This window comes from Hyphomonas polymorpha PS728 (genome assembly GCF_000685315.1).
In the GTDB taxonomy this organism is placed as follows: Bacteria; Pseudomonadota; Alphaproteobacteria; order Caulobacterales; family Hyphomonadaceae; genus Hyphomonas; species Hyphomonas polymorpha.
Map to the genome: position 1 here is coordinate 1 of NZ_ARYM01000013.1, position 25,590 is coordinate 25,590.

At 59.2% G+C, this 25,590-nt stretch carries 21 protein-coding genes and 2 pseudogenes; 13 read left to right on the forward strand and 10 right to left on the reverse strand.

Translation table 11 applies throughout. The features are described 5' to 3' along the window. Window positions 1–16: 16 nt before the first annotated feature. The 4 genes and pseudogenes from HPO_RS20995 to HPO_RS20280 form a co-directional block, all read right to left on the reverse strand. A pseudogene (locus HPO_RS20995) lies at window positions 17–825 on the reverse strand (IS3 family transposase); the annotation flags it as partial. A 509-nt stretch (window positions 826–1,334) separates the two neighbouring features. Continuing rightward, entirely contained in the window at window positions 1,335–1,754 is a 420-nt protein-coding gene (gene arsC / locus HPO_RS11765) for an arsenate reductase (glutaredoxin) (protein WP_035598907.1), read from the reverse strand. Beyond that, the gene (locus tag HPO_RS11770; RefSeq protein ID WP_084324289.1) at window positions 1,751–2,470 is read right to left on the reverse strand and encodes an aquaporin; all 720 of its coding nucleotides are present in this window, start codon (window positions 2,468–2,470) and stop codon (window positions 1,751–1,753) included. Before HPO_RS11770 ends, arsC begins: the two co-directional genes overlap by 4 nt. After that, window positions 2,467–2,829 carry an ArsR/SmtB family transcription factor gene (locus HPO_RS20280; protein ID WP_084324290.1) on the reverse strand — a complete coding sequence of 121 codons (363 nt, stop codon included), beginning with the start codon at window positions 2,827–2,829 and terminating at the stop codon, window positions 2,467–2,469. The genes HPO_RS11770 and HPO_RS20280 overlap by 4 nt, the downstream gene beginning before the upstream one ends. A gap of 20 nt (window positions 2,830–2,849) precedes the next feature. Here HPO_RS20280 and arsH point away from each other — a divergent pair, with 20 nt between their 5' ends. Continuing rightward, window positions 2,850–3,593: an arsenical resistance protein ArsH gene (arsH, locus tag HPO_RS11775; protein ID WP_277813435.1), complete on the forward strand. Its 744-nt coding sequence runs from the start codon at window positions 2,850–2,852 to the stop codon at window positions 3,591–3,593. Window positions 3,594–4,545: 952 nt separating this feature from the next. Here arsH and HPO_RS20285 read toward each other — a convergent pair. Next, complete coding sequence (locus HPO_RS20285; protein ID WP_084324291.1) at window positions 4,546–4,962, reverse strand: MerR family transcriptional regulator; 417 nt, start codon at window positions 4,960–4,962, stop codon at window positions 4,546–4,548. A gap of 263 nt (window positions 4,963–5,225) precedes the next feature. On the opposite strand from HPO_RS20285, the gene HPO_RS19790 reads away from it, so the two are divergent. The 7 genes from HPO_RS19790 to HPO_RS11805 all read left to right on the forward strand — a co-directional run bounded on the left by HPO_RS19790 (window position 5,226) and on the right by HPO_RS11805 (window position 14,794). Further along, complete coding sequence (locus HPO_RS19790; RefSeq protein WP_051612558.1) at window positions 5,226–5,819, forward strand: methyltransferase family protein; 594 nt, start codon at window positions 5,226–5,228, stop codon at window positions 5,817–5,819. Window positions 5,820–5,944: 125 nt separating this feature from the next. Further along, entirely contained in the window at window positions 5,945–6,310 is a 366-nt protein-coding gene (locus tag HPO_RS20535) for a hypothetical protein (RefSeq protein WP_157532797.1), read from the forward strand. Between the two features lie 65 nt (window positions 6,311–6,375). After that, window positions 6,376–7,632 carry a TolC family protein gene (locus HPO_RS11785; RefSeq protein WP_035598909.1) on the forward strand — a complete coding sequence of 419 codons (1,257 nt, stop codon included), beginning with the start codon at window positions 6,376–6,378 and terminating at the stop codon, window positions 7,630–7,632. Continuing rightward, the gene (locus HPO_RS11790; protein ID WP_035598912.1) at window positions 7,629–8,960 is read left to right on the forward strand and encodes an efflux RND transporter periplasmic adaptor subunit; all 1,332 of its coding nucleotides are present in this window, start codon (window positions 7,629–7,631) and stop codon (window positions 8,958–8,960) included. The genes HPO_RS11785 and HPO_RS11790 overlap by 4 nt, the downstream gene beginning before the upstream one ends. Window positions 8,961–8,969: 9 nt before the next feature. Further along, window positions 8,970–12,191, forward strand: coding sequence for an efflux RND transporter permease subunit (locus HPO_RS11795; protein WP_035598915.1), 3,222 nt, complete (start codon window positions 8,970–8,972; stop codon window positions 12,189–12,191). A 121-nt stretch (window positions 12,192–12,312) separates the two neighbouring features. Next, window positions 12,313–12,726 (forward strand): hypothetical protein, encoded by a 414-nt coding sequence (locus tag HPO_RS11800; protein WP_035598918.1) that lies wholly within the window; start codon window positions 12,313–12,315, stop codon window positions 12,724–12,726. A 79-nt stretch (window positions 12,727–12,805) separates the two neighbouring features. Continuing rightward, a complete protein-coding gene (locus tag HPO_RS11805; protein WP_035598921.1) occupies window positions 12,806–14,794 on the forward strand; it encodes a heavy metal translocating P-type ATPase in 1,989 nt (662 codons plus the stop codon). Between the two features lie 193 nt (window positions 14,795–14,987). On the opposite strand, the gene HPO_RS11810 is transcribed toward HPO_RS11805, so the two are convergent. Then, on the reverse strand, window positions 14,988–15,272 hold the full coding sequence (locus tag HPO_RS11810) for a hypothetical protein (protein ID WP_035598924.1): 285 nt from the start codon (window positions 15,270–15,272) through the stop codon (window positions 14,988–14,990). Between the two features lie 199 nt (window positions 15,273–15,471). Between HPO_RS11810 and HPO_RS11815 the strand changes: the two genes are divergently transcribed. Then, window positions 15,472–15,762 (forward strand): helix-turn-helix domain-containing protein, encoded by a 291-nt coding sequence (locus tag HPO_RS11815; protein ID WP_241767906.1) that lies wholly within the window; start codon window positions 15,472–15,474, stop codon window positions 15,760–15,762. Between the two features lie 453 nt (window positions 15,763–16,215). Here the strand turns inward: HPO_RS11815 and HPO_RS11820 are convergent, their stop codons facing one another. The 3 genes from HPO_RS11820 to HPO_RS11830 form a co-directional block, all read right to left on the reverse strand. Further along, window positions 16,216–16,815 (reverse strand): mobile mystery protein B, encoded by a 600-nt coding sequence (locus HPO_RS11820; RefSeq protein WP_035598930.1) that lies wholly within the window; start codon window positions 16,813–16,815, stop codon window positions 16,216–16,218. 2 nt (window positions 16,816–16,817) lie between these two features. Further along, window positions 16,818–17,282, reverse strand: coding sequence for a mobile mystery protein A (locus HPO_RS11825; RefSeq protein ID WP_035598932.1), 465 nt, complete (start codon window positions 17,280–17,282; stop codon window positions 16,818–16,820). Between the two features lie 163 nt (window positions 17,283–17,445). Further along, a complete protein-coding gene (locus HPO_RS11830) occupies window positions 17,446–18,507 on the reverse strand; it encodes a site-specific integrase (RefSeq protein ID WP_035598934.1) in 1,062 nt (353 codons plus the stop codon). A gap of 110 nt (window positions 18,508–18,617) precedes the next feature. Between HPO_RS11830 and dusA the strand changes: the two genes are divergently transcribed. The 4 genes and pseudogenes from dusA (at window position 18,618) to HPO_RS11850 (ending at window position 23,182) form a co-directional block, all read left to right on the forward strand. Beyond that, window positions 18,618–19,604 carry a tRNA dihydrouridine(20/20a) synthase DusA gene (gene dusA, locus HPO_RS11835; RefSeq protein ID WP_035598936.1) on the forward strand — a complete coding sequence of 329 codons (987 nt, stop codon included), beginning with the start codon at window positions 18,618–18,620 and terminating at the stop codon, window positions 19,602–19,604. Window positions 19,605–19,720: 116 nt separating this feature from the next. Beyond that, a pseudogene (locus tag HPO_RS21230) lies at window positions 19,721–19,876 on the forward strand (magnesium chelatase subunit ChlI family protein); the annotation flags it as partial. A gap of 82 nt (window positions 19,877–19,958) precedes the next feature. Further along, the gene (locus HPO_RS11845; RefSeq protein WP_035598942.1) at window positions 19,959–21,449 is read left to right on the forward strand and encodes an ATP-binding protein; all 1,491 of its coding nucleotides are present in this window, start codon (window positions 19,959–19,961) and stop codon (window positions 21,447–21,449) included. Continuing rightward, complete coding sequence (locus HPO_RS11850; RefSeq protein WP_051612560.1) at window positions 21,446–23,182, forward strand: MFS transporter; 1,737 nt, start codon at window positions 21,446–21,448, stop codon at window positions 23,180–23,182. The genes HPO_RS11845 and HPO_RS11850 overlap by 4 nt, the downstream gene beginning before the upstream one ends. 22 nt (window positions 23,183–23,204) lie before the next feature. Here the strand turns inward: HPO_RS11850 and HPO_RS11855 are convergent, their stop codons facing one another. Then, complete coding sequence (locus HPO_RS11855) at window positions 23,205–25,472, reverse strand: NADP-dependent malic enzyme (RefSeq protein ID WP_035598945.1); 2,268 nt, start codon at window positions 25,470–25,472, stop codon at window positions 23,205–23,207. Window positions 25,473–25,590: the final 118 nt, after the last annotated feature.

Sequence of the window (25,590 nt, forward strand, 5' to 3'; positions counted from 1 at the left end):
GTTCCTTTCATAGGACGTTGTCGGAGACGATCATCTGAGGACGGCCACGCTGGTCGATCAGACGGGAGAGTTCCCGGGCCACACGGATGCCCGACAGCGATACATCGACAACCGTCGCCAGGGCTTCGCGTGTGAAGTCATCGACGACGCAGAGCGTCCTGAACCGCCTGCCATCGCTCAGGGCGTCGGAGACGAAGTCGAGGCTCCATCTCTGGTTCGGCCCTTCGGGGAGGTGCATCGGGCTGCGGGTACCGACTGCGCGTTTCCGGCCGCGCCGGCGTTTCACGGCGAGACCTTCCTCCTGGTAGATCCGGAAGACCTTCTTGTGGTTAGCACCCAGGCCCTCGCGGTCGAGCAGAATGCCCAGCCGGCGGTAACCAAACCGGCGGCGCGTCGCAGCCAGCGCCCGCAGACGCTCCCGCATGACAGCATCATCGCCGTCCTTTTTCTCATATTGGAACGTTGATCGATCCAGCTCAGCCAGCTTGCAGGCCCGACGTTCGCTCAGCTCATGCACCTCCATCAGGTGCTGCACGGCCTTGCGTTTGACATCGGGCGTCAGAAGTTTTTTGAGGCAATATCCTTCAGCGCTGCATTGTCCAGCATCGCCTCGGCCAGCAGGCGTTTCAGCTTGCTGTTCTCGGTCTCCAGCGTCCGCAGCCGCTGGGCGTCCGACACCGTCATCCCGCCAAATTTGGCCTTCAGCTTGTAGAAGGTCGCATCCGATAGCCCGTACTTCCGGCAAATGTCTGCCGTCTTCACACCGCTCTCGTGCTCCCGGATCATCGCGATGATCTGCTCGTCTGTGAATCTGCTCTTGCGCATGTGTCATCCTCTCTAATCGAGAGAGTCTGCAAATTCATGGCCGGAATTTCGGGGGCTGGGTCATCCAGTACATTAGGCAGACCCGCACCGAATGCATAGCGCCAATCCAATCTGCAGTTGGGGCTTATGATCTTATTGTTCGGAGCTGCTCCTTGCGAATGGGAAGGGCCGACAATTCCGAATATGCGATTTGCAGATTCTCGCAGGCAGGAGCATCGTGGCAGCGCGTTGGGGGTGTTCTCGCTCAAATCGGTACTGGGCTGCTGCGGATTTGGTAGCTTTTGTTTCTGACCAGCGAGAACGACGGAGGCCTAACCTCGTCCGCTTGCTTCACTTCTGGAGTTTCAGTCCGTCGAAAGACGATTTGGTCGTGAACATTCCCGCAATTGCTATTCTCGGGAAGTGTTGCGCTCCACGCCGTAGTGCCGTCCGCATCATTTCTTGCACGTTTGAAAGGGCAGTGTCGAGAAGAGGGGGCTTTAACTCAATGGGACGAGAGGATCAGTGCTTCAATACCCATCTCGCCGCACTACTTCACCATCTTCCTTGGTGAAGCTCTCCGGGACGCGATCAAGCAACACGAACACCACTTCCGACGGCCTGCAAAGTTTCGTTCCCTTGGGAGTGACGACGATTGGGCGGTTGACCAAAATCGGATGCCTGATCATCGCATCGAGGATCGCATCATCCTGCGCATCATTGCCGAGCAAGCCCAACTCTGCAGCTGACGTACCTTTATCGCGTAGAAGCGCGCGGGGTGTGAGGTTCATATCCGCCAGCAAGCCTTCAAGTTGAGCGCGGGTCCAGCCGGCTGAAAGATACTCAACGATATTTGGTTCGTATCCGGCTGCCAGAAGCATTGCGAGCGTGTTGCGAGATGTGCCGCAATCGCGATTGTGAAAGATGGTGATAGGAAAGTCGTTGTTCACGGTGTGCGGTCCTGCTTGAAAAGCCACTCACCTAGGGCGACCGCCAGAATGGCGCCGCTGAGCTGGCCAGTTAGAAATCCGGGAACAGAGGAGGGGGCGATGCCCGCAAATGTGTCACTAAATGCTCGCGCCACTGTAACGGCCGGATTGGCGAAAGATGTTGAGGCGGTGAACCAATAGGCAGCGCAGATGTATAAGCCGACAACTATCGGAGTTGCCGTGGGCCGAAAACGGTTCGCCCCCAATAGCATGAGTACCAGACCGAACGTGGCGACCGTTTCTGAAAAGATTTGTCCGGGCCCTTCACGAAGCTGCCCCGAGAACTGCAAAGTTGGTTCGCCGAACATAGCATGGGCTGTCCAGGTTCCGAGGATGGCGCCGGCCAGCTGGGCACAAACATAAGCCGCCGCAATGCGAGCTGCGATCTCTCTGCGAAGAACTAACGCCAGCGTCACAGCCGGATTGAAGTGTGCGCCAGAGATCGGAGCTAGAACAGTAATTAGCACCACCAGTCCTGCGCCTGTGGCAGCTGTATTGGCCAACAGGGCAATGGCCACGTTGTCGCCAGCCAGACGGTCGCCCATCATACCCGAACCAATGATGATGGCGACCAAAAGCGCCGTGCCCAGCGCTTCGCTGGCCAGTTGTCGGCCAATACTTGAAGGCGGCCTCGGTACATCTTTCACGGGGTCCAACAATCGGGCTTGGATTGTCATTGAGCGTTGCTCCGAGGACTCGGACAGCACATAGCCTCATTAACGACCGTGGCCAGCGGCGCACAGACTTCAGGCGAACCGCCGCAACAATCTTCCATCAGAAATGCGAGCAGTCCGCTCATCTTGTCGTACGCTGCTGAGTAGATGATGGAGCGCCCGGCGCGTCGCGACCGGACCAGACCGGCATTATCAAGCACATTGAGGTGTGCGGACATCGTATTCGTCAGCACCCCGAGACGACGTGACAGTTCGCCTGCCGCCAAGCCTTCGGGACCAGCTTGAACCAATGCGCGAAAGACTGACAGCCGAGTTTCGTGGGCCAGTGCAGACAGGGAGTTGACGGCAGATTTAATTTCCATATTTCCAGTAGTATCGAAATATGAAAGTGAAGCTAGAGCCTATGTCAGATTTTCCTGCCCTTGATAGTCGATTTGCTGACCGCCCGACCTTGGACACTTTGCAACCCGCTCGCGTTTCAAGTCATCCCCCGCGATTTTTGCTGCTTTACGGTTCGCTGCGCGATCGCTCATTCAGCCGCCTGTTGATTGAGGAAGCGGCACGGCTGCTTGAGCGAATGGGCGGGGAGACTAGGATTTACGATCCGCGCGGCATGCCGCAGCCGGATGGGGCTGAAAGTAGCCATCCCAAAGTGGCCGAACTGCGCGAGCTCTCGCTGTGGTCCGAGGGACATGTTTGGTGCAGTCCGGAACGGCACGGCGCCATGACCGGTGTATTCAAATCGCAAATTGACTGGCTCCCGCTTGAGAGCGGTGGTGTCCGTCCGACCCAGGGACGCACGCTCGCGGTCTGTCAGGTCAATGCTGGGTCCCAGTCATTTAACACGGTCAATCAGCTGCGAGTTCTGGGGCGTTGGATGAGGATGATCACCATTCCCAATCAGTCATCCGTGGCCAAGGCGTATGAGGAATTTGATGCCGACGGACGAATGAAGCCTTCTAGCTATTATGAGCGGCTCGTCGATGTAATGGAGGAGCTTTTCAAGTTCACGCTGATGACGCGGGATCATAGCGAGTATCTTGTGGATCGCTATAGCGAACGCAAAGCGCACGATCGTCCCGTACACGGATCGCAACATGTCGAAGCAGCACTAAGCACCAAATGACTGTGCCCCGTAAACCATGATTCTGTTGTCCTGAGCTCCGATAAAGAAGGCATTCCCTTCTCGTGGCAAGTTGTATGCGCGCTCAGAATTTGAAGGGCAAAATCATTTTGATTAGGCTGGTCATAGCGGGGAGATTTGACAGCTCTCCCACGAAAATTTCTGTGTTTTTCGCGACAATCTGGCGGCATTGTACGGCATTGAGTACTTTCAAAAGTAGCGCAATTTCTTTCATCCTTCCTTGTGCAAACTTTGCCCTTTGAAGGAGCTTTAGCAGTCCTTGGGCGCCTCACACTTCAGCTGATTGATGATTGTGTTTCTGTCAGCAATTGTCTGAGAATAGGGCGATGGATTCCAGCGGCCTACAGACGTTTAGAAATGTGCGACGCCGCAAGTTCGCGCAATGCGGTGCAGTAAGCGGCAACAGGGTTGGTGGCGGACCCGGTAGGGCAAGATAAAAGCAATGGCGCCACCCCTTGGGTAACGCCTTGTCTGCACATCGATTTTTCGGCGCCCGTTGTACGGCTTCGAGACGCCGGGTTTTGCGCATCCCGTAGCATTTGCTGCAGCTTCGGCTGGCGCCATCCCTTTTGGGGGTGCCGACGAACGCTACCTGACTTTGTTCTGCATTGACGGTGTATCCATCTTCTAAGCGGGCGGGGGGGCTGTGCTCTTCATGGTTTTGTGATTCAGCGTATCTGCGGCAGGCGGGCGGGTACTGCGTAACGCAGGAGAGGTATGCAGATGCCGTTCGTGACGACCACTCCATCGTGACCTGAGAAGTGGTGCTGCGAGCGAGCGTGGAGGTAGTACGCCCTACAGGGCGCAAAGGTGGGTGAGCCGCGGCAAGATATCGTCCCAGTGCATCAGTTCTGTTGAGCTGCTTTGGAACTCTATCCCAATCGGACGATCTGGCGGGCTGAGTTCCAGAATCATGTCCGGAGACAACGACGCGTCAAGCGTGGTCGCGAGAGCAGAGAGTGTGATCGTTCAGCGACTCAATGATTTGACAATCCGCAGAGGTGCCGCCAGCACAGGAGCTCACCATTCGAGTTAGTTCGTGCTCAAGCGCTCGAAGTTGTTCTATCCGTTGACGTACGGCTTCGAGGTTTTGCTGTGCCAGACGATCTGCATCATGGCAGGGGCGCTCGGGATGGTCAGCTAGGTTCAGGAGAGAACGGATATCGGGTAACTCGAAGCCGAGTTTGCGAGCGTGCCGAACAAAGGACAGGCGGCGCAAGTCACGATCAGAGTACACTCTGCGCCCGCTTTCTGTCCGCGCCGGTGGCTTGATAAGGCCTTCCTGCTCATAAAATCGGATCGTTGGCACCTTGAGCCCTGTCTTCCGAGCAGCTTCACCAATGGTGAACATCGGCCAACTCCCTTGGCAGCGATTGACCAGAATTCGACGATTGCAGATATCTGCAAGGCTAGGGATATGGCGCAGCTATTCTGCATCCGCAATTGAGAGTTCGCGAGAAAGCCCCAGCATGAATTAGCATAATACTCGTGTGAAACGACTTGAGGAAAAACTACAAATAGCGCTTGATCCTCTAGTTACTGGAGGATTTAGGACGGCGGCGTTCAATCGTGAGTTCTCGAATGCCCCCGTCATGGATTCCAATTGCAGGGTTGATGCTGATCATCGGAATGTCAGCGCTGCGGCTTAGGACAGTTAAGCGTCATACCGGCCATGATGCCTACAGCTTTGGCCGCCATGCGGAGATCCAAGGTGTCGCGGAGCGGATTTGGCGGATCACAGTGATTTCCGCATTGGTTCTTGCAACAATTGCTTGGCAGGTCCCGCACTGGGAAGACGTACTTGGACGAGCGGACTGGGCCTCTTCCGCACCTGTCAGATGGCTTTCTGCCGTGTTGTTCGCTGTGGCTGTAGCAATTGTTGCTATCGCTCAGACGCAGATGGGAACGTCATGGCGTGTGGGCGTGCCCGAAGAGGGGCTCGGCAAACTCGTGACGCATGGCTTGTTTAGCTGGTCGCGCAACCCGGTTTTCGTTGGGCTGCTCTTGGCATTGATCGCGCTACTTCTTTGGAGCCCCACAGTTATGTCCGCAGCAGTCCTGGCGGCCGGTTGGACTTTGACAATGATGCAAGTCCGTATCGAGGAGGAGGCTTTGACGGCAGCACACGGGGATGCCTACGAGCGGTATGTCGCGAAAGTGGGACGATGGTTCGGACGGCGCCACGGAGGCCGCATAGATGAAGCGTAAGCAATCAGATGCCAGTCTCTGACAATGAATTGATTGTGCGGAATTGAAGCAGATCGGTTAAATTGAAAGCTAACCAATGAAGTGCTACATCCGATATACTCGTCTTTGTGAAGGTCATCGGGAACATGGCGTTCTTCGATAAAATGCCCAACATTTTCATGGCTCTTATTGTCATGATTGCGGCTACCCTGGTGATTGCACCGGCAGCCGATGCCTTGGCGTGTTCTTCCGAAGCTGTGTCAGGTGGCCAGCAGGCACATGCAGTGGTTGCCGATGAAAGGGCGGATGCTGGCATTCGCGTTCATGGTGACAGCGAGGCGAAGCACGGTCTTTGCAACCACGGTCATAGCCACACCAACATGGCTTGGCGTGTTGATAGTGATACTGCATTTGCGCTTCTGATTGTGGACGCAGGAATGCCCAGAATTGGGTACGCAGGTAGCTGGTCACACTTTGTACCAGATGGCCTTGAGAGGCCCCCCAGAGCCTGACGCGATTGCTGCGCTGCGATGTGCGGCGCTGTCTTCTCGTGTCAACTTTCTGGGAATAGAATTTCATGTCATTCAAAATTATGCGGCCACCGCGCCTCGCGGTGAGCTGTGCATGGGCGGGCCTGATGGCCGCAACCATGGGGCCCGCATGGGCTGAACCGGCTCCGCCGTTCGCGCAGCTCGTTGAGCAGATAGAGCAGGCCCCAGCCAGCCGTGAAGCGGCTGCGCTGGAGGACGCTGCCAGTGCACGTGTCTTGCAGGCGCGCGCGCGCCCAAACCCTATCATCGGGATAGAGACGGAGAACGTGCTCGGGTCCGGGCTTTACTCCGGGTTCAGCAACGCAGAAACAACCCTTTCGGTGTCGCAGGATCTTGAGCTCTGGAATCGTCGCGGCGTTCGTATTGGCGCGGCGCGGGCTGAAGCGGATGCAGCAGCTGTCCGGCGCGATCTTGCTGTTACAGACGCTGTCGGACGGCTCGCAACAGTCTATGCCGAGGCCGAGGCCGCGCAGCGCCGTTTCCAGCTCGCTGAAGAGGCCTTGGAACTTACGCTCGCAGACACCAACGCATCGCTCGCTCAGGTGGAGGAGGGGCGCCAGCCTCGGCTCCGCGCGGTTCAGGCCGAAGCGGAGGCTGCATCGGCACGGGCAACGCTTGATGAAGCGCGTGCAGATATGGATGCAGCCTTTGTGAGTTTGACGGTCATGGCCATGCTGTCCTCTCCGGTGACCGCTGTAGCCGATAGCCTTCTTGATCGGACGGAAGTCTTGACTGCTCCGTCCAATGAGCAAGCGCCGGCAATCAAGGCTGCCGAAGCGGAACGGCTGGCAGCAGAGCGGCGTATAAGGGTCGAGCGCTCGCTCGGTCGCCCCGACGTAACGGCGAATGTCGGTGTTCGCCGTTCGCAAATGGATGATGCAACATCGTTCACGCTTGGCTTCAGTTTGCCACTTCCATTCTTTGATCAAAACCGTGGGAACATTCAGGCTGCCCAAGCGGAATTGCGAGCAACGGAAGCTCGGCTCGAAGCAGCACGACAGGATGTTCGCGCCCAGCAGGGAGCAGCCGTTGCCAGGCTAAAAGCTTCCGCCAGCCGTGTCTCCGCCGCAGATGCCGGGGTCGCGTCCGCAGAAGAAGCCTACCAGCTTTCCCGGATTGGCTTTGAGTCCGGTCGCATTTCGCAACTCGAACTCCTTACATCGCGGTCAGCACTCATCAGTGCGCGGACGGCGGCGGTTGATGCCCGTCTTGCCCGCGCTGGCGCAGAAATAGACCTTGCCCGACTTGAAGGGCGCACTCCATTTGAAGGGGATCAAAAATGACCAAACCAGCAGGTTTCACCAACAAGTACTTCCTGATGAGCGCGGCAGCCGCCGTGGTGCTTCTCGGGAGTGTCGCGGCATGCGGTTCCGGTCAGGACGCTTCCGCAGTGACGCAGGACAGTCCTGCCAAGGATGAACACGAGCACGATCATGACCATGATGGCGAAGGAAAGAAGAGTGCTGGCGCTGTTGCAGCCGACAAAAACGCAGACGCTCACGACGACCATGATGACCATGACCACGACGAAAAACCTGAGCCTGCAGAAAAGGCGGAGGATGACGGCCATGGTCATGCTGAGGGGGAGGAGGGCGATGAGGAAGGCGCTGTTCACCTGACGCCAGCCCAAATGCAGGCTGCCGGGATTGAAGTCGTATCCATCTCGCTTGGTGGGGGCGCAGAAACTCGTCTTTCCGGCCGGGTAACCCCGATGATTGATGCAAGGGCGGCGGTTGGCGCGTCTGTAAATGGATTGATTGAGCGCGTGCTTGTTGCGCCGGGGGACTCTGTCAAGGCGGGGCAGCCTCTGGTGATCGTCATCAGTGGTGATGCCGCCGCCGTAAGAGCAGACGTAGATGCCGCGCGTGCCTTGGCACAGGCGTCACGCCAGGCGCTTCAACGTAGCCAGAACCTCTACGATCAGGGCATTGTTGCGCGTCAGGAAGTCGAAGCGCTCACAGCGGAGTCGGCAAGTGCTGACGCGGTAGCGCGGGCGGCTGAAGCGCGCGCGGCAGCAGCGGGAAAGCCGGACGCATCCGGGCGACTGCGGATTGTCAGCCCCATTTCGGGCGTGGTCAGTTCTGTTCAGGTGGGGCCAGGTGGCTTTCTTGCACAGGGCAGCGTTGTTGCCGAGGTGACCAATCCGGAGCGCGTTGAACTCGTATTCAGTGCGCCTCCGTTGCTCGTCAGCTCTGCGAAGGTCGGATCCACGATGCGGGTCACTGGTCCTGCCGGTGAATTCAATGCGACTGTGACCGGCATTGCCGCCGACGCGGGAGCAGGACAGAGCGGTGCTGCTATTGTTCGCGCACGTGCAGAGGGGGGCAAGCTGCTTCCTTCCGGGTCACCTGTGACCGGGTCGATAGTCACCGGGGGCAGTGATGGGGGTATTCTTGTTCCCAGCGACGCCGTGCAGACCGTGAACGGTAGTTCTGCAGTATTTGTGCAAACCAAAGAAGGCTTCAAGGCAGTTCCGGTCCTTCTCGGTCGTCAGGCCAGTGGCCGAACCGAGATCGTCAAGGGACTTACCGGCAGTGAGAAAATTGCCGGCAAGAATGCTTTCCTTCTCAAGGCCGAACTCGCCAAAGGCGAGGCGGACCACGCACACTAGGAGATACCGATGTTCAAATCCCTCATTGAGGCGTCGGTCCAGTTCCGCTGGTTCGTCGTACTCATCACGCTTATGGTCGCCGGGTTCGGATTGTCTGAACTCCTGCGCCTCCCAATTGATGCTGTCCCGGATATCACCAACCGGCAGGTTCAGATCAATACGGTCGCTCCGGCGCTCGCGCCTGAACAGATGGAGCGGCAGGTAACCTTCCCTCTGGAAACGGCGATGGCTGGAATTCCCGGCCTTGAGAGCACTCGCTCTCTCACTCGGAACGGGTTTAGTCAGGTCACGGTAATATTCACCGACCAGACCGATATCTACTTTGCGCGCCAGCAGGTATCCGAGCGCATGACACAGGCAAGGGAAAGCTTGCCTGAAGGTGTGGAGCCTGCTCTTTCGCCCATCACGACGGGGCTCGGCGAAGTCCTGATGTGGACAGTCGATTTTGAGAAGGAAGCTGGGCGCAAGCTTGCAGAACCCGGGCAGCCGGGTTGGCAATCGGACGGTGCCTACCTGACGCCGGAGGGTGATCGTCTTGCGACTGAACTCGACCGCGCGACTTACCTGCGCACCGTACAGGATTGGATCATCACGCCGCGCATGCGCACGGCAAAGGGCCTTGCCGGGGTTGATGTCAATGGAGGCTATGTCAAGGAGTATGCCGTACAGCCGGATGCTGCGCGACTTGCCAGCTACGGACTGAGTTTTGCTGAACTGGTACAGGCTCTCGAGCGGGCCAATACCCAATCCGGTGCCGGGTTCATCCAGAGAGCAGGGGAGGCGTTGACGGTACGCAGCAATGCGCTTGCATATACGACTGAAGACCTTGCCCAGGCTCCAGTAGCCAATCGCAACGGATTGGTTATCCGCGTCGCTGATGTCGCAACCGTCGCTGTTGGTCAGGCTCCTCGACTCGGCGCTGCCAGCCATGATGGTCACGAGGCCGTTGTCGGCACCGCCCTCATGATTGCTGGTGGCAACAGCCGGACAGTGGCTCAGGCGGCGGCACAGAAGCTGGAGGAAGTTGGCGCCAGCCTGCCACCGGGTATTGTGGCTGAGCCCGTTCTGGACCGCAGTGTTCTTGTGAACTCTACTATCAGTACGGTCGCGAAGAACCTTACCGAAGGTGCGCTTCTGGTCATCGCGGTCCTGTTTCTGCTCCTCGGAAACATCCGTGCAGCAACAATTACAGCTCTGATGATCCCGATCAGCTTTCTCTTTGCGGTCATCGGGATGAACAAGTTCGGCATAAGCGGAAATCTCATGAGCCTCGGGGCTTTGGATTTCGGTCTGCTTGTCGATGGCGCTGTTGTCGTTGTCGAGAATACGCTCCTGATGCTTGGTCAGAAACGAGTAGAGCTGGGACGTACTCTCAAGGCCAGGGAACGCCTGGAGGTCGCTGGCGCGGCTGCACGCAAGATGATCAAACCGGCAGCGTTCGGCCAGATCATCATTCTTCTGGTCTTTACACCACTGCTCATGCTGGAAGGCGTGGAAGGCAAGACGTTCATTCCGATGGGTGCGACAGTCATGCTCGCCCTCGTCGGTGCCTTCATCTTCTCCTTCACCTTCGTGCCCGCAATGACAGCTTTGATGGTGCGGGAGCCGAAGAACGTTCACATCAACGCGCAGGGTGAAGCCGAAGAGCATGAAACCTTCCTCATCCGCATTGCTCGCAGGGGCATAGTGCCGGTGATACGGCAGACGGTTGATCGGCCCGTGACAGTGTTTGTCGCGGCGATTGCCGCTCTCGCTGTGGGCGCCACTGCGTTCATGAGCCTGGGCAGGGAATTTATCCCGACCCTGGACGAAGGTGACATCGCCATGCAGGCTCTGCGCGTTCCATCGACGTCTCTCGAGCAATCGAAGATCATGCAGACCGCTCTTGAGCGTGCCATCTTGGAAATGCCGGAAGTTGAAACCGTATTTGCACGTACGGGTACGGCTGAGGCGGCTATTGATCCAATGCCTCCCAATATCTCCGACGCGGTAATCAAGCTGAAGGACCGGAAGGAGTGGCCGGATCCGAAGCTGCCCAAAGAGGAGCTGATTGAGCGAATCGACAAGGCAGCCTCCCAACAGCTTGGCAATGCCTATGAGTTCAGTCAGCCGATTGAGCTGAGGTTTAATGAGCTCATTTCGGGTGTGCGCACGGACCTCGCCGTTCTCGTTTACGGCGATGATTTTGCGCAGCTGCAACGCTCTGCAGACCAGGTGGCCGCCGTACTGCGGTCTATAAATGGTTCAGCTGATGTGCGGGTTGAGCAGGCGTCAGGCATGCCCACACTTACGATCTCAGTGGATCGGTTTGCTGCAGCCAATTTTGGTCTCTCAGCAGCCGACGTCAGCGAGGTCGTTAGCATTGCAGTTGGCGGAGGTGAGGCAGGTCAGATCTTCGAAGGAGACCGGCGTTTTGACGTGATGGTTCGTCTCTCGGAAAACGACCGCAACGACCCTGCAGTCCTGGCGTCCCTGCCAATTGTCACGGCAAGCGGCGTTGTGGTGCCTTTGTCATCCGTCGCCAATATTCAGGTGGCCGAGGGTCAGAATCAGATCAGCCGCAACAATGGCAGCCGCCGTATGGTGGTCCAGTCCAACGTTCGAGGCAGGGATCTGGGTGGCTTTGTGACCGAGGCACAGGCCAAGGTTGCCGAGGCTGTCACTTTGCCTGCCGGCTACTCCATTCAATGGGGTGGCCAGTTTGAAAACCTGAAGCGTGCGGAGCAAAGGCTCAGTGTAGTGACACCTGCAGTGTTTGTCATGATCGGTGTACTGCTGTTCATGGCACTGGGCTCGTTCCGCGAGGCCGGCCTTGTCTTCGCTTGTGTCCCATTGGCTCTTGTTGGGGGAGCCTTGGCACTTTGGCTGCGTGGAATGCCATTTTCGGTCTCTGCTGCAGTCGGATTCATTGCGGTGTCGGGTGTTGCGACCCTCAATGGTCTCGTACTGATGCAGGCAATCCGGGAAAGGTTGCAGGAAGGCCAGTCTCCAATGGAGGCGGCGCTTGAGGGGGCATCCAGCAGACTTCGGGCGGTGCTGACAACAGCCATGGTCGCTATTGTCGGGTTTATCCCGATGGCCATTGCACACGGTGCTGGCGCTGAGGTCCAGAAACCTCTCGCAACCGTTGTGATCGGCGGCCTAATTACAGCAACACTGCTCACTCTGATTGTCCTGCCGACGTTTGCTTCAAGGACGATGCGGTACAGATCAGAGGGGCTGGAGGAGTAAACTTTCACATGGCGGCAGGCCGGTAGCAAAGTCGCTTCCGGCCTGTCTGCATCTCAAGTGTTCAGCTGGCCCGATCTGTATTCATTCAGCTGGGGCTCATCAATCAGGAGACAATGGCACTATGAAACTCGCATACATGTTTGCACTTCTCGGTACAGGCTTCGCACCTCTGGCGGCGCAGGCTCAGCCTGCTTCCTCACCTGTCGGCGTATGGGTTGGCGGCGATGATATTGCTAATTGTGCACGTGGCCCTCTCACGCTGTTCATGTCTGACGGTGTGGTCGCGATCTTCACCTCAGAAAGCGGAGATCTGCATTCGCTTGGAGTTTGGGCCATGGACGGCAGCACGTTGACGATGACGCACAATGATCTTCCCCTCACGGCCTCCGGGGAGTCAAAACCTGCGATCAGTTTGGAGGTTGTGAAACTCAGTGACACGGTTTTCACGACCAGGAATTCAGAAGGCCAGGAGCGCGCGCGTGTGCGGTGCAGTGACATTGAAATCGGGCATGGCGAAGCGCACGGCGGCCACTAGGTTAAGGAGATCTGGTGGCAAGAGAAGCGTTCAGAGTACGGAGTGTCCCAGAAGGGCGACCCGCGGGGCCTAGCGGAGAATGAGAATGTCTAGTTCACACAACGATGATCACGCTCACAGCGATTTTTTCAATGGCTTGTTGGCCGGGCGCGCTGAGCTGGTGTTTTCACTTGCGTGCGGCGTGTTGCTCCTGGTGGGCTGGATTGTGCCCAAGGTGTTCGCCGGTTCTGGGGAAATGTTCAGCCTGACATGCTATGTCATGGCCTATTTTTTTGGAGGCTACTACGCTCTCCGGGAAGTCGTCGGAAAGCTCGTGAAGGGGCAGTTCGAAATAGACTTTCTGATGCTTGTTGCTGCAACTGGTGCCGCCCTGCTGGGGGAGTGGGCAGAGGGTGCTTTGCTTCTCTTCCTGTTCAGTATCGGGCATTCGCTTGAGAATTATGCAATGAGCCGTGCGCGCAACGCGATTACAGCTCTGGCAAAACTCGCTCCTGAGACGGCGCGTATTAGACGTGCTGGCCGTGAGGAAGAAATCCCGGTCGCAAGGCTGGGTCTGGGCGACATCGTGATCGTGCGCTCCAATGAGCGATTGGCTGCGGACGGAGTCGTCATTGCCGGAGAGAGCAGCGTCGATCAGGCGCCAATAACAGGTGAGAGTGTTCCCGTCGACAAGAGACCTATTCCGGTTGCGGAACAAAATTCCGACAATGTCCCGTCTGAACACCGGGTTTATGCCGGCTCGATCAACGGATCCGGCAGTCTTGAAATCAAGGTGACGCGTCTGGCAAGCGAGACAGCGCTGGCCCGTGTTGTAAAATTGGTGAGTGAGGCTGAAACCCGGCAGTCACCTACTCAGAGTTTTACAAAAAAGTTCGAGAAGATCTTCGTGCCGGCTGTAATACTGCTGGCATTGGTCGTTTCATTCAGCTGGCTCGTATTTGATGAAAGCTTCAGCGAGAGCTTCTATCGGTCGATGGCCGTTCTGGTTGCCGCCAGTCCGTGTGCCTTGGCAATCGCGACACCCAGTGCGGTTCTGAGCGGAGTGGCGCGCGCCGCTCGCGGCGGTGTGCTTGTGAAAGGCGGCGCACCCTTGGAGTCGCTTGGCGCTCTGGATGCCATCGCTTTCGACAAGACCGGCACGCTTACTGAGGGACGGCCTCGGTTGGTGGATATCACTCTCAATGAGCGTGTTTCTGAAGACGAGCTGCTCGGGATAGCGCTCGCCGTCGAAGCTCTGAGTGATCATCCGCTGGCCCGCGCAATTGCACGTGATGCGGAGAAGCGCCTAGGTAGCAGGCCTTTCACTGCCGAAAAGTTTGAGAGCCTTACCGGACGCGGCGTATCGGCGTCGGTCAACGGCGAGACTGTTATCATTGGCAAGCCTTCGATGTTTGATGGCATTGATACGCCCGAGATGCCGTCAAAACTGGCCGCAGATGTGGCCGATATGGTGGCAAAAGGGCAAACCATGATGGTCGTTCTCAAGGCGGAACGCTTCCTTGGAGCGATCGGCCTGATGGATACGCCGAGACCGGAAGCTGGGCCTGTCATTGAGCAGCTTCGGCAGTTGGGTGTTTCCCGTATGATGATGATTTCCGGCGACAATCAGGCTGTTGCCGATACGGTTGCCAAACATGTCGGGTTGGACGTGGCATTTGGCGACATGATGCCAGAAGACAAGGTCCGAAAGATTGCAGAGCTCTCAGCAGGTCGCGGTGTGGCGATGGTGGGAGACGGCGTCAATGACGCGCCGGCGATGGCGAATGCAACAGTCGGCATCGCGATGGGGGCGGCAGGATCGGACGTTGCTCTCGAAACGGCGGATGTGGCACTCATGGGAGACGACTTGCGCACCTTGCCTTTTGCTGTGGGGCTTAGTCGTTCGACGCGGCGAATTATAAGGCAGAACCTCTGGGTGAGCCTTGGTATCGTTGCGGTGCTCATTCCGGCTACGTTGCTGGGCCTTGGGATCGGCCCTGCTGTGTTCGTGCATGAAGGTTCTACTCTTCTGGTGGTAGGGAACGCCCTTCGATTGCTCGCCTATCGGCCCGCGTCAGGATCGAGCTGACCCTAGGATTGGTCCAAGCAACCGGTGCCGTTTCTTCCAAATGTGTTGGCGCCTTCGCGTAAAGGATCTGCACAAAGCTGGGGGTAGAGTTGATGGAGATTAGTTATTGTGATCAGAAGGTGACTGCGTTTGCGATGCGCCATTCATCAATTCTGGAGAGTGACTACTGAGCGATTTGAGAAACGTGGTCACACTACTTCTCTTCGAATGACATGCTCATTTTGTCGATAGCGACCCACAGGATGTCTTCTGCACGACCTGCTTGGCGCAGCACGAACTCCAAGGCGTTCAGTCTCTTGTAGAGAACAGGAGCATCTGCGGAGCCCCCATCAGCAAGTGTGAGGTCCACCAGGGCCCTGCCGGCCGTCAGTGCTCCGCTAAGATCAATCAGGGCATCCCCGGCGTCTGAGCTGATGTCGTCGAATGTTCTGGCTGGCTCCGGCGGCTCTTGGGCCTTGTTCAATGCTTTCCTTGCCATCTGAATTCTCCTGCGAACTTTTGGCAGTCATCATTTAAAACCGAGCAGCACTCGGGCGGATAAAACGTGCGCTTGCGGCTGCCTGTCTGATCGTGCGGTCAGCCCGGTCGGCGATGACTTCGTGCACAACCGAAGGCGTGCATGAAAACTGGTCCGCGCGACCAGAATCTGTTAGCAATGGCGTTACACTTTATGGGTAATGAAACGCCCTGAAAGTGTCAACCTAAATAGTGCAACAAAAGACATAAAAAGGGTAGTTATGATCCCTGCGCAATTGCGAGCTGCCCGAGCGATGCTCAACTGGAGTCAGTCGGAACTCGCCAGACGGGCGGAGCTGTCCGTCGAGACGATCAAACGCTTGGAGAGGATGGAAGGTAGTCTGGATGCGACAAAGGTTTCGACCTTGAGCGCAATCACCAAGGCTTTCGCCAAAGAAGGCATCGAGTTCACGAACGGCGATGCGCATGGGGTTCGGCTCCGGAAAAAATAGTGGTGCCGCAGTCCATTTCTCCGTGAGCTGAACAAGGCAAAGGTCTGAGGCGAAGCAAGCCGTCAGTACTCAGCGCCGATTGATTGCGCGCGCTCCAGGTAGTGCTAGCTGCCGCAAAGCCATCCTGCTCGCGGCGTTCATGCCGCCTTGCTATGTGGAGGCGGCGGAATGAACGCCGCTTCAAGAATCGTCAACCTTGATTCTGTCTTTGGATGAGCGGCATCGGGAGGATCTCTATTCTGCGCCTGGCGAGTAGGATGTGCTGCGCCCGCCAGCTTCGTCTTTTTGCAGGATGCCCAACGCGATGAGTTGCTCGATGTCGCGGCCTGCCACTGAACTTTCCTCCGGATGGGATTAAAGCCTCGGTGGTGTGAACACCTGCCGTTGTGAACATGGATACCGTGACCAGAATCAACGGAGATGGATATCGCCGGACGCTACCACTTTGCGTCATCACATCGAGGCATTCACAAAGTTCAGTATGGGATCAAAATCATTCGCATCCGCTGCTCGCAGCGCAGCGATGTATGCGGTGCGCCTTGCACTGTTGTTCGCTAAGTCGGCGCCACGCGCCCAGTCGACCGGCGGATGATCAAATGCCTCAGCGAGGAAAATGTCTGCGCTGATGCGCGCGTGACGGCCATTTCCGTTTGGGAACGGATGGATCCTGACAAGTTCGTGGTGGAGCCGGGCGGCAGCTTCCAATGGTGCATAGACTTTGTTTTCCGCCCAATACTGCGCGTTTCCCAGGAGTTGGCGGACCTGAACGCTGATCAAGCGCGGATCGATCCCAATGTTCTTCTCACGCAGCCGGTAGGTGCCCGCCCAGCGCCAGACATCGCCGAACAGGCGCCTGTGCAGCTCCCGCAGGAACTCGTCTGTCAGGATTGCGGTCTGGCGCCTGCCGGCGAGCCAGAGCAGCCCGGTTTCGATATTGGCCTGTTCGAGTTCGTTCAGCTCTCCACGCGTGGTGATGTGCTTCTGTCTCAAACCTTCCAGTTCATCCGGATCGAGCGGCGTCGCGCCTTCGGGTTCATCCATGATCCCGTTCATGGCTAGTCCCAGAAGTGAGAAGGGGGATCGGCAACGAGCGCGCGGGTGAGCCGATCAATCTCAGCCTTGTTCTGCTCCGCACTAAGCGATTGCTGTTCAAGGGCCATATGTGTCGCGGCCCGGCTGACGATCCTGGTCGCCTTTCGGCGAGCCTGAGCTTCGATGAGGTCATCCAACTCGCCGCTCGCCGGGACAATTGCATAGACAAATCGGCAGCCCATGGCTTCCGCCATGTCCTGCATCGTGCGGAGCGTCACGCCTCCCTCGGCTTCGGCAAGCTCGGCTTGCGAAATGCGCCCACGTGTCAGGGAAAGCCGTTTGCCCAGCTGCGTTCCGGACATGCCGAGGGCTTTGCGAACATTGGCAATCCAGCCCCCAGGCGGGGTTCTCAATGTGTTTGCGGGATTGCGCGCTGACTCGCTGATCTTGCGGGCAATCTGGCGGCGGGCCGTGTCTTTGACGCTCATTTGTCTATATATATGCAGACGGTTTCGACGATATTGTCTACTTATATATAGACGAATATAGTTTTTATGTCTATAAAAATATAGACTAATTTCGAAATTTGTCATTATATTTATAGACAAATGACTTTCGGAGCTACGCACGAGCGGCATATCCAGGCACATGTCATCCCAATTTCCTGTCCCGGGCTATGCGAACAATCGTGTCGGGGGAGAGGTGGGTGTAGCGCTTCAGCATCTTCCAGTCCTTGTGACCGGTGACGAGGGCAACCTGCTCAATCTGCAACCCGGCCTCGAAGAGGCGGCTGGTGCCTTCATGGCGAAGGTCATGGAAGTGAAGGTCTTCAATCCCAAGTTCCATGCAGGCCCGGTGGAACGCAGTCCCTATGGAGCGGGGATTGTAGGGGAAGATACGTCCCTTGTTCGTCGTGCTCCGGCGCTGCTCCATCAATAACTCCCAGGCATCATATCCGGTCAGGTCAACGAGCGGTACGCGCTGGTCATTGCCGTCCTTGTTACGCGGATCCTTGCGGTCACGGACGGTCACCGTGCGTCGGCGTTCGTCCATGTCAGGCCATTCGATGGAACAGATCTCCGACTGGCGCATCGCCGTCGCGACCGCGAACTTCACAAGCCGTGACATCGGAGACTTCTGCCGGGAGTTGCTATCAAAGTATGCAATGAGCTGGTCAATCTCCTCCTGCGTTGGCCTTCGGTCGCGCTCCTGCGCCTTGCCGACAAGGCCGAGCCGTTTCAGGGCGACGCGTGCAAGGTCAACCTGCTCGGGGCTGACAGATATGCCGTGGACCGCCGAGGCGTGGATGAGGATGGTCTTGATATAAGAGATATCAGCCGAAATGGTGGGCGGACCTGCGCCCTCGGCGCGGCGCTCACGCGCGAACTGGATGATCCGTTCACGGTCGAGAAGGTCGAACCTGACAGTACCAATTTTCTCCTTCAGCTTTTCGAGCGTGTAGGTCTTGGACCGGCGCAATGCCTTGCCGACTTCCAGCATGTCTGCGATGTGCAGGTCGATCAGGTGAGAGAAGGTCGAGAGATCATCCGGGATGTTCTTCGAGACGCTTTCACCCCGGTCGACCCGGCGCTCCATCTTGAGCGCCCATTCTTCAGCATCCTTGCGGCGCACAAAGCTCTGGGAGACATATCGACCCTTGCGTCTCACCTGGGCGCGCCAATCACCCTTTGGAAGTCTAAAAATGCTCGACATTTATGTGCGCTCCATGTGCACAGACAGATCAAATCCGGTACAAAAGGGTGCAAATCGGTGCACACAGACTGCACATGTTCGTGCTTTAGTCCCTTGATAGTACATAAAAAATGTTGAAAAAACAAGACTATAGATTCTCAGTCGCTCCGATGATGGATTGGACCGACCGGCATTGCCGGGCGTTCCATCGCACGCTGACAAAACGCGCGATCTTGTGGACGGAGATGGTAACGGCGGACGCCGTGATCCACGGGCAGAGAGAGCGTCTGATTGGCTATAGCGCGGTGGAACATCCCCTGGTGTTGCAGCTGGGCGGATCGGAGCCGGGCAAGCTTGCCGAAGCCGCGCGGATTGCCGAGGGCTTTGGCTATGACGAGGTGAACCTCAATTGCGGCTGTCCGTCCGAACGCGTGCAATCGGGCGCTTTTGGCGCTTGCCTCATGGCTGAACCGGATCTGGTGGCCGAGTGTGTGGCGGCGATGCGGGCGGCGGTATCTATCCCGGTGACGGTGAAAAACCGCATCGCAATTGATGATTTGCCGGCCCGCGAGACGCTGTTTACCTTTGTGGACAAGGTTTCGGCGGCGGGATGCTCCGTGTTCACCGTACACGCGCGCAAAGCCTGGCTGAAAGGGCTGAGCCCGAAGGAGAACCGGGAAGTGCCGCCGCTGGACTATGGCCTGGTGGCGGAGCTGAAAGCAGCCCGGCCAGATCTTGCCATCATCCTCAATGGCGGCATTTCGACGATTGATCAGTGCCGGGACCATGTCGCCGGGTTTGACGGTGTCATGCTCGGCCGGGCTGCCTATCAGACGCCGGGGCTTTTGGGAGAGGTGGATGCGGCCCTCTTCGGTGAAGGCGAGGTCATCGCGCCGGGCGACGCTGTGCGCGCCTATGAGCCCTATATCGCCGCGCGCCTTGCCGAGGGCGTCAGCCTGCATGCTATGACCCGGCACATGCTCGGGCTGTTTGCCGGCCAGCCGGGCGCGCGTCAGTGGCGGCGCATTCTGTCCGAGCAGGGTGTGAAGAAGGGGGCGGGGCTGGATGTCCTGCGCGCAGCGCTCGGCGCGGTTGAGGGCGCTGCGCTGGCGAGCTAAATTCGCTCCTTCTTTGTTCGCGGGCCCCTGTTAACCTTCTGCTAAGTTGGGAGAAGCGGCGCGGGATGGTCTGCCGGGTTGCCATCTTTGCATTCGAGGGTATCGAGAGCCTCCGGGACGCGGCGGGCGCCCTGCTTCTCTCGGATGCGGCGAAAGAGCGGCTGACGGCGCGCGGCTATACCCGCGTTCTGAAAGTCGCGCGCACCCTTGCCGATCTGGATGGGGCAGATGGCATACGCCGCGTACATCTCGCCAAAACGCTCAGCTACCGGCGCCGCCGCGCCCGCCCGGTAGATTGCGAAGAGCGGCGCCGGTTAAGCCTCTGCTTAAGGCTTTCGGCTAGGTTACCGGCCCATGACCCAGGATTCCAACCGCCCCGGCGGCGCCGAGACGCCCGAACAGACCTTCCTCGCGACCGCGAGCCATGAAATCCGCACGCCGCTCAATGGTATCCTGGGCACGGTTTCGCTGCTGCTGGAAACAGAGCTTTCCCCAGCACAACGCGAATATGCCGAGACAATCCGGCTTTCCGGCGCGCGGCTGCTCGACCTCCTGAACAATGTGCTCGACTATGCGCGCCTGGACGCCTCCGCCGTCGAGATCGAGGCAGAGGCGTTCTGCCCCGCGCGGCTTTGCGGGGAGGTGATCGAACTGCTCAGCCCCCGCGCCCATGCAGCGGGGCTCGATCTGGCGGTGCGGTCTCTGCCCTCGCCGATGCCGGGGTTTTTGGGCGATGCAGGCCGCATCCGGCAGATCCTGTTCAATCTTGTCGGGAATGCGCTGAAATTCACCACGCGCGGCGCGGTGCTGGTGGATGCCGAGATCGTGCCGGAAGGGCTCGCCTTTCATATCCGCGACACCGGACCGGGCATTTCGCCGGCAGATCAGGCGCGCCTGTTTGAAGCGTTCCGCCAGACCGCCGCGGGGGATGCTTACCGCGATGGCGGCGTTGGCCTCGGCCTGGCCATCGTCAAACGGCTGACAGATCTGCTTGGCGGGCGCGTTGAAGTCGCCTCCGCCCTGGGGGAGGGCGCGCGGTTCAGCGTCTTCCTGCCATTGCAGCGCTCCGGGGCGGCGCCGGCAGAGCCCCTGCCGATGATCGGTGGCCGGGTCGGTCTGGCCGGGCTGCCGCCGGCGACCAGCCTGGCCCTCTGCGCCAGCCTGTCTGCGATGGGCGCGGACCTCTTCCTGGTCGATACGGGCGCGGCGCAGATGCCGGAGGGGATTGATGTCCTGCTCGTCGGGGCCGACCTGCCCGAGGGCGTGGTTGCAGCCCTCGCGCGGCGCACTGCCTCTCTGGTTGTTCTGCGCCCGGAGGATCGCGGGGCCATAGCCCGTTTCCGCGCCCTGGGCTGTGTAGGTTGGCTTGTCCGGCCGCTGCGCATGGGATCTGTGGCCGAACGCATCCTGCTGGCGCGCTCCGGCGCCGATGCGGTTGAGGAGCAGGAAGCGGTCGCCGGGGCCGGCCGCGTGCTGATCGCAGATGACAATCCTGTAAACGCGCTGATTGCGCGCCGTGCCTTGGAATCGGCCGGATTTACCGTAACAGTTGCGGCAACAGGCAGCGAAGCGCTGGAAGCTGCCGCAAGGATGGAGCCGGATTTGGTGCTGATGGATCTGCGAATGCCGGTAATGGATGGGTTCGAGGCGATGCGCCGCCTGCGGGCCGAAGGATTTCCCGCGCCGATCATCGCCGTCTCCGCTGAAATCAATCCCGACATCGAGCGCCGGGCGCGGGATGCGGGCGCCGATGGTGTGGCCGCCAAGCCGCTCGACGCCGAGGCGCTGCGCCAGCTGGCACTGCGCTGGACAGGCCGCTCCAGCGCCGTTGCGGGGGCGGCATGACAGAGGCCGTGCAGGCCGCAGAGGCCGACAAGACGCCGCGCTTCATCCGCGCGCTGCGGGCGCTGAACGACCGGCGCATGGCGGCGATGCTGCTCCTGTCGCTGGCCGCAGGCCTGCCCTTCGGGGCGGTACTCGGTACGCTGAATGCCTGGCTCACGGTGGAGGGGGTCACCCCCTCGACCATCGGCACGCTTTCCCTTATCACGCTCGGCTACGCGTTCAAATATCTCTGGTCGCCGGCCTTTCAGGTAGCGCGCCATCCCAGGCCTTTCCTAGGGCCCCGGCGCACCTGGCTGATTTCGCTGCAGGTGCCGATTGCGGTTCTGCTGCTGATCCTTCCCTTTTCCAATCCGGCCAGCCAGATCGGGCTGATCGCCATTGTCGCCCTCGGCGTGGCGCTGCTCTCGGCCACGCACGATACGGTGCTCGATGCCTGGCGGATCGAAGTGGCACGCAGCGAGGAAGACAAGGATCTGATGGCCGCGCTCTACCAGTTCGGCTATCGGGCGTCCACGTTTGTCACGGGGTTCATGGCGCTGCTGCTGGCCGAATTCATCGGCTGGCAGATGGTGTACGGATTGATCGCGCTGATGATGGTTCTGGCCATTTCAGGCACGTTCATCGCGCCCGAACCGGAAATGTCCAGCAAACCTGCAGAGGCGCGCGAGAGCTATCAGTCCATCATTCCGCTGCAAGCCCTGCGCGGTTTCACGCTGGCGGTGGCCATCGGCTGGGCCGTCGCGATTGCCATGATTGCCTGGCATGTCTTCGCCTCGCTAACGCAGGTGCCTCCGCCCAGTGGCAGCGCCTTTGTGCGCGAGCAGGGGCCGGTGATTGTGATGCTAACGGTGATGCTGCCGGCCGCGCTTGCCGCCGTTCTGCTTTGGAAATATGGCCGCACGCCGGGCGCCACCTTGCCGAACCGGCCAGAGGATGGACAGGCCGCGCGCGTGCTGAATTCTCTCTTCCGCGCGATCTTTGATCCGCTGATGGAAATGATCGGGCGTCTCGGCTGGGGCGCGCTGCTGGTGCTGCTTCTGGCGCTGACCTACCGGTTCGCTGATGCCGTCTGGGGCGCCTTCGCCTATCCCTTCTATCTCGGCGACGAGTATGGCGCGATTGGCCACACGATGGCGGATGTGGCCGTGGCGTCGAAATTCTTCGGTGTGCTGATGACCATGGCAGGCGCCGCGATCGGTGTGGTGGTGATCAGCCTGATCGGCCGGATGCCGGTTCTGGTGATTGGCGCCATCCTGGCGGCCGCCACCAATCTCCTCTTCGCAGACCTTGCGCGCGGAGGCATGGCGATTGACGCCTTCCTGGAATGGACGCGGCTTGCCGATCCGATCCGGATGTTCGCCGGCTGGGCAGCCTCGATTTCTCCGGAAGGGCAGGGCGCTGAGGCTGGCGCCCGCATGGCGCGGCTGATGCTGGCCATCGGGGGAGAAAATATCGCGGGTGGTTTTGCCAGTGTTGCCGTCGTGGCCTATCTCACCTCGGTCGTGAACCCGCGCTTCGCCGCTGTGCAGTATGCGCTGCTCGGCTCGCTCACCATGCTGATCGGCACGCTGGGCCGGCCCTGGCTGGGTGAGATGATCGAGGTCCACGGATATTATACCGTGTTCATCGTAACCTTCTGGCTTGGCGGAGTGGCGGTTGTCCTTTCCCTGCTGGAATGGCTGCGCATCGCCAGACAGAAAACTCCGGCCACGCAGGACGCAGCCGGAGTCTGAAGGTCTTAATTTTCCGGGTCGCCTAGACGCGGTCGGTGTCGTAGGCGGCGATGGTGGCAAGGTCGACAATGTCGCCGACCGTAGCGCCCAGCGAGGCGATCTGCACCGGCTTTTCAAGGCCGAACAGCATCGGCCCGATCACGGTCGCCCGGCTCATCGCTTCCAGAAGGTTGGTCGCGATGGATGCCGAATGGATCGCTGGCATGACAAGGACGTTTGCCGGCCCGCTGAGACGGGAGAAGGGGTAGATCAGCCGGTGATGCGGGTTCATCGCCACATCGGCATTGACGTCGCCCTCATATTCGAAGTCAACGTCCGTGCACTGATCAAGGAGGGCAACGGCCTCCCGCACACGGTCTCCGCGCTCGCCCATCGGATTGCCGAAGGTGGAGTAGGAGAGGAAAGCGACACGCGGGGTGAAGCCGAGACCGCGCACCGCGCGGGCTGCCTCCAGGGCGATGTTCGCCAGTGTGGGGCCATCGGGCAGTTCATGCACGCTGGTGTCGGCAATGAAGATCGTCTTGCCGAGATTGATCACCATCGACATGCCGATAACGGCCTGGCCACCGATCGGGTCGAGCACCAGCATCGCGTCTTTCAGGGCGGCGTCATAATTGCGGGTCACACCCGTCACCATACCGTCCGCATCGCCATTCTTCAGCATGCAGCTGCCGAAGATGTTCCGGTCCTGGTTCACCAGGCGCTGGACATCGCGCTTGAGATAGCCCTGCCGCTGCAGGCGTGCATACAGCATGTCCACATAGATCGGGTTCTTGTCTGACAGGCGCGCATTGATGATGTCGAGCGAGCCGAGGGGGATGCCCATCTGCTCCATCGCGCGCTCAACCTGGGCCTCGCGGCCGATCAGGATCGGATGGCCAAGGCCCTGGTTCTTGAAGCTGAAGGCGGCGCGCACGACAGCGGGCTCTTCGCCTTCGGCGAACACGATGCGGCGCTGTGTTTCGCGGGCGCGGGCCTGCACGCCCTGCAGGAAGGCGGCAGACGGATCCGCGCGGCGCACAAGGCTACGGCGGTAGGCATCCATGTCGGCAATCGGTTTGCGGGCGACGCCGGTATCCATGGCGGCCTGCGCCACGAAGGGCGGAATGAAGCTGATCAGGCGCGGGTCGAACGGGCTGGGAATGATATATTCGCGGCCAAAGCTCGGCCGGGCGCCGTGATAGGCGGCAGCCACTTCATCGGGCACGTCCTCACGGGCAAGCTCGGCCAGCGCGCGGGCGCAGGCGACCTTCATCTCCTCATTGATGCCGCGGGCGCGCACATCCAGGGCGCCGCGGAAAATGTAGGGGAAGCCCAGAACGTTGTTGACCTGGTTGGGATAGTCCGACCGGCCCGTGGCGATGATGGCATCGCTACGGACGGATTTGATCTCTTCCGGCGTGATTTCCGGGTCGGGGTTGGCCATGGCGAAGATGATGGGATCTTTCGCCATCGACTTGACCATTTCCTTGGTCACCGCGCCTTTGACCGAGAGGCCGAGGAACACATCGGCCCCGTCCATGGCTTCGGCAAGGGTCCGTTTGGCTGTCTTGACCGCGAAGGCAGATTTGAACTGGTCCATCTTTTCCGTGCGGCCCTCATAGACCACACCGCCGGTGTCACAGATCAGAATGTTCTCGCGCTTCACGCCCAGATGGCGGATGAGGCCGGCGACCGACAGGCCAGCGGCGCCCGCGCCGGAAACGGCCACCTTCACATCTTTCAGCTCGCGGCCGGTAATGTGGCAGGCATTGATCAGGCCGGCGGCGGCAATGATGGCGGTGCCATGCTGGTCGTCATGGAAGACCGGAATGTCCAGTTCATCGCGCAGCCGGCTCTCGATGATGAAGCAGGCGGGGGAGGAGATGTCCTCCAGGTTGATGCCGCCCCAGGTGGCGCCGATATTGCGCACCGTGCGGATGAAGTCTTCGACATCGGTTGTGTCGACTTCGACGTCAAAGCTGTCGATGTCGGCAAAGCGTTTGAAAAGAACAGACTTTCCTTCCATCACGGGCTTCGAGGCCATGGGCCCGAGATTGCCGAGCCCGAGGATCGCCGTGCCGTTGGAGATAACCGCTACAAGGTTGCCCTTGGAGGTATAGTCATAAGCCCTGTCGGCATTTTCCGCGATGGCCAGCACGGGGATGGCCACGCCGGGGCTGTAGGCGAGCGAGAGGTCGCGCTGGGTCCCCATGGGCTTTGTCGGCACCATGGAAATCTTGCCGGCGGTCGGCTGCGAGTGGAAATCAAGGGCTTCCTGGTCAGTGAAGCTCGGGCGCTGCATGGTCATCTCAGGTTCGCTCGGACGGTTGTTTTGTTGTTGTTGTCATTATCAATCCCCGTCTAGGCCGCGCCGGACGCCCTGCCAACAGTGAAATGGCGTGCGCAGGTGCCGCACTGCTTTGCGA

Coding starts and splice junctions, on each gene's coding strand:
- HPO_RS11770 (WP_084324289.1), bottom strand. CDS start 2,470: ATGACAATCCAAGCCCGATTGTTGGACCCCGTGAAAGATGTACCGAGG.
- HPO_RS20280 (WP_084324290.1), bottom strand. CDS start 2,829: ATGGAAATTAAATCTGCCGTCAACTCCCTGTCTGCACTGGCCCACGAA.
- arsH (WP_277813435.1), top strand. CDS start 2,850: ATGAAAGTGAAGCTAGAGCCTATGTCAGATTTTCCTGCCCTTGATAGT.
- HPO_RS20285 (WP_084324291.1), bottom strand. CDS start 4,962: ATGTTCACCATTGGTGAAGCTGCTCGGAAGACAGGGCTCAAGGTGCCA.
- HPO_RS19790 (WP_051612558.1), top strand. CDS start 5,226: ATGCTGATCATCGGAATGTCAGCGCTGCGGCTTAGGACAGTTAAGCGT.
- HPO_RS20535 (WP_157532797.1), top strand. CDS start 5,945: ATGGCGTTCTTCGATAAAATGCCCAACATTTTCATGGCTCTTATTGTC.
- HPO_RS11785 (WP_035598909.1), top strand. CDS start 6,376: ATGTCATTCAAAATTATGCGGCCACCGCGCCTCGCGGTGAGCTGTGCA.
- HPO_RS11790 (WP_035598912.1), top strand. CDS start 7,629: ATGACCAAACCAGCAGGTTTCACCAACAAGTACTTCCTGATGAGCGCG.
- HPO_RS11795 (WP_035598915.1), top strand. CDS start 8,970: ATGTTCAAATCCCTCATTGAGGCGTCGGTCCAGTTCCGCTGGTTCGTC.
- HPO_RS11800 (WP_035598918.1), top strand. CDS start 12,313: ATGAAACTCGCATACATGTTTGCACTTCTCGGTACAGGCTTCGCACCT.
- HPO_RS11805 (WP_035598921.1), top strand. CDS start 12,806: ATGAGAATGTCTAGTTCACACAACGATGATCACGCTCACAGCGATTTT.
- HPO_RS11810 (WP_035598924.1), bottom strand. CDS start 15,272: ATGGCAAGGAAAGCATTGAACAAGGCCCAAGAGCCGCCGGAGCCAGCC.
- HPO_RS11815 (WP_241767906.1), top strand. CDS start 15,472: ATGAAACGCCCTGAAAGTGTCAACCTAAATAGTGCAACAAAAGACATA.
- HPO_RS11820 (WP_035598930.1), bottom strand. CDS start 16,815: ATGAACGGGATCATGGATGAACCCGAAGGCGCGACGCCGCTCGATCCG.
- HPO_RS11825 (WP_035598932.1), bottom strand. CDS start 17,282: ATGAGCGTCAAAGACACGGCCCGCCGCCAGATTGCCCGCAAGATCAGC.
- HPO_RS11830 (WP_035598934.1), bottom strand. CDS start 18,507: ATGTCGAGCATTTTTAGACTTCCAAAGGGTGATTGGCGCGCCCAGGTG.
- dusA (WP_035598936.1), top strand. CDS start 18,618: ATGTTGAAAAAACAAGACTATAGATTCTCAGTCGCTCCGATGATGGAT.
- HPO_RS11845 (WP_035598942.1), top strand. CDS start 19,959: ATGACCCAGGATTCCAACCGCCCCGGCGGCGCCGAGACGCCCGAACAG.
- HPO_RS11850 (WP_051612560.1), top strand. CDS start 21,446: ATGACAGAGGCCGTGCAGGCCGCAGAGGCCGACAAGACGCCGCGCTTC.
- HPO_RS11855 (WP_035598945.1), bottom strand. CDS start 25,472: ATGACCATGCAGCGCCCGAGCTTCACTGACCAGGAAGCCCTTGATTTC.